This window comes from Micrococcus sp. HMSC31B01 (assembly GCF_001816085.1).
GTDB classification, from domain to species: Bacteria; Actinomycetota; Actinomycetes; order Actinomycetales; family Micrococcaceae; genus Micrococcus; species Micrococcus luteus.
The window spans coordinates 1-2,818 of sequence record NZ_KV825334.1 but is presented as its reverse complement, the minus strand read 5'-3'; the positions used below and the strand labels follow the sequence as shown (position 1 = coordinate 2,818).

General features: G+C 73.8%; 3 protein-coding genes and 1 pseudogene. 1 reads left to right on the top strand and 3 read right to left on the bottom strand.

The genetic code is table 11. The features are described from left to right. The 3 genes and pseudogenes from HMPREF3105_RS10380 to HMPREF3105_RS10370 form a co-directional block, all read right to left on the bottom strand. A pseudogene (locus HMPREF3105_RS10380) lies at positions 1-254 on the bottom strand (TIGR01906 family membrane protein); the annotation flags it as partial. A 47-nt stretch (positions 255-301) separates the two neighbouring features. Further along, the gene (ahcY, locus tag HMPREF3105_RS10375) at positions 302-1,861 is read right to left on the bottom strand and encodes an adenosylhomocysteinase (protein WP_246830376.1); all 1,560 of its coding nucleotides are present in this window, start codon (positions 1,859-1,861) and stop codon (positions 302-304) included. A gap of 45 nt (positions 1,862-1,906) precedes the next feature. Beyond that, positions 1,907-2,209: a DUF3499 family protein gene (locus tag HMPREF3105_RS10370; protein WP_020628239.1), complete on the bottom strand. Its 303-nt coding sequence runs from the start codon at positions 2,207-2,209 to the stop codon at positions 1,907-1,909. A 62-nt stretch (positions 2,210-2,271) separates the two neighbouring features. On the opposite strand from HMPREF3105_RS10370, the gene HMPREF3105_RS10365 reads away from it, so the two are divergent. Then, positions 2,272-2,817 carry a hypothetical protein gene (locus HMPREF3105_RS10365; protein WP_246830375.1) on the top strand — a complete coding sequence of 182 codons (546 nt, stop codon included), beginning with the start codon at positions 2,272-2,274 and terminating at the stop codon, positions 2,815-2,817. Position 2,818 lies beyond the last annotated feature (1 nt).

Sequence of the window (2,818 nt, the reverse complement as noted above, 5' to 3'; positions counted from 1 at the left end):
GCCGGGCGGTCGGCGTCACGTCGGTCCGCGGCCGCCGCGTCCCCGCCGCGCAGCGCGGCGAGGTCCTCGGGGCTGAGCGCCGAGGTGTGCTGGGCGCCGCCGTCGTCGTCCCGGTCCATGGCGGGCAGCGCCTGGGTGCGGTTCGGGTCGTCCGCGGCGTCGTCCTGGACGAACGCGCCGTAGTCCAGCCCGGATTCGAAGTCCTCCGCCCCGGCGCGCTCGTCGCGCCCGCGGCCGGCCTGATGGGAAGCCATGCTCGTGCCTCTCTCGAGTGGGTCCGTCCGCCCGCGGGCGCCGGGGATCAGTAGCGGTAGTGGTCGGCCTTGTAGGGGCCGGCCACGTCCACGCCGAGGTACTCGGCCTGGGCCTTGGTCAGCTCGGTCAGCCCGACGCCGAGGGCGTCCAGGTGCAGGCGGGCGACCTTCTCGTCCAGCACCTTGGGCAGCGTGTAGACGCGCTTCTCGTAGTGCTCGCCGGTCAGGGCGCCGGTGCCCGTGGAGCCGCCGAAGAGCTCGATCTGCGCCATCACCTGGTTGGTGAAGGACGCGCTCATCACGAACGAGGGGTGGCCGGTGGCGTTGCCGAGGTTCAGCAGGCGACCCTCGGAGAGCACGATGATGCTGCGCTCGGCCTCCGTGCCGCCGTCCAGGGTCCACTCGTGGACCTGCGGCTTGATCTCCGTCTTCACGACGCCGGGGATGCGGGCCAGGCCGGCCATGTCGATCTCGTTGTCGAAGTGGCCGACGTTGCCCACGATGGCCTTGTCCTTCATGGCGGACATGTGCTCGGCCATGATGATGTCCTTGCCGCCGGTGGTGGTGACGAAGATGTCGCCCTCGCCCACCACGTCCTCGAGGCGGGCCACCTGGTAGCCGTCCATCGCGGCCTGCAGCGCGCAGATCGGGTCGATCTCCGTGACGATCACGCGGGCACCCTGGCCGCGCAGGGCCTCGGCGGCGCCCTTGCCGACGTCGCCGTAGCCGCAGACCACGGCGACCTTGCCGCCGATCAGCACGTCCGTGGCGCGCATGATGCCGTCCGGCAGGGAGTGGCGGATGCCGTACTTGTTGTCGAACTTGGACTTGGTCACGGCGTCGTTCACGTTGATCGCCGGGAAGAGCAGGCGGCCCTCCTGCGCCAGCTGGTAGAGGCGCAGCACGCCCGTGGTGGTCTCCTCGGAGACGCCGCGCAGGGTGCCGGCGGTGCGGGTCCAGTGCTGCGGGTCGCGGGCCAGCGAGCGCCGCAGCGTCTCGAGGATGATCCGGTACTCCTCGGGGTCGTCCTCGGTGGCGCTGGGCACGGCGCCCGCGGCCTCGAACTCGACACCCTTGTGCACCAGCAGGGTGGCGTCGCCGCCGTCGTCCAGGATCATGTTGGGGCCGCGCTCCGGATCCTCGTCCGCGCCCGGCCAGGTGAGGATCTGCGAGGCGGTCCACCAGTAGTCCTCGAGGGACTCGTTCTTCCAGGCGAACACCGGCACGCCCTGCGGGTCCTCGGGGGTGCCCGAGCCCACGACGACGGCGGCGGCGGCCTCGTCCTGCGTGGAGAAGATGTTGCAGGAGGCCCACCGGACCTCGGCGCCGAGGGCGATGAGGGTCTCGATGAGCACGGCGGTCTGCACGGTCATGTGCAGGGAGCCGGCGATGCGGGCGCCCTTCAGCGGCTGGGCCTCCCCGTACTCCTCGCGCAGGGACATCAGCCCCGGCATCTCGTGCTCGGCCAGGCGGATCTGGTGGCGGCCCGCCTCGGCCAGGGACAGGTCCCGGACCGTGAAGTCGAACGAGGCACCGGGCACGGTGGTGCGGTTGGCGAAGGCCGGGTCGACGTCGGGGGTGCGGAACTCTGCGGAGGTCTCAGTCATGCCCTCCAGCCTAGCGAGGCCCCGGACGGCACGAGACGCGCCGCGTCAGTCCCCGTCACGCACCACGCGCAGCCCGGGACGGGCCGGCGGGACGGCCATGGGCCGGGTGGGGACCGTGCGCACGCCGCCGTCCGCGTCGACGGCCTCGTAGTGCTCGGGCAGCTCCAGCCGCAGCACCTCCCAGCCGCGCGGGGCCGTGGTGCGCCGAGCGTGCTCGCCGCAGAGGTCGTACGTGTGCGGCTCCGCCCGGCGCGACAGGGGCCCGATGACCACCTGCGAGTCCGCGTAGTTGTACGTCAGCGTGGCCAGGGCAGGGCTCTGGCATCCGGTCTTGCTGCAGCGTCGCATGGGTCCCACGCCCGCCACCCTACTCGGCGGACGGCCCGGGGCGGTGGCCTACCATGGCGCGCATGACCGCGCCCGCCTCCTCCGATCCCCTCGACCCCCTGCCGTTCCGGGCGGGCGACGCCGCGGGGGCCGAGCCGGGCGTCGAGGGCGGCCCGGCCGAGGCCGGCGTCTCCTCCCCCACGGGGCGCGGCGGCCGGGACCGCCGTGGCCGAGGGCTGCGGCATCCGCGCCCGTTCGGTGCACGCTCGGAGCGGGGCCGGGGCGAGGCGCTGCTGACCGCCGTCGAGAAGGCGGTGGACCGGCTGGGCTCCCTGGACGCGCCCGGGCTGCGCCACGTGACCGCGCGGGTGGAGCGCATCCCGGACCGGCTCGACGAGCGACTGCGCGAGCTGCACGCCGGCCGGGAACGGGATGAGGAGGCGCTGTTCGCGCGGGCCGAGCGGCAGGGCCGGGACGGGGTGCTGATCACCCTGTTCGAGCGGCCGCTGCGGGACGCGGCCGACCCGGCCGACCTCGAGGGGGCCGTCTACGGGGTGGCGCTGAGCCGTTGCGCCGAGGCGCTGGGCGTGGACCCGCAGGTGCTCGACCCCAGCTGGGGCCGCGGCTGAG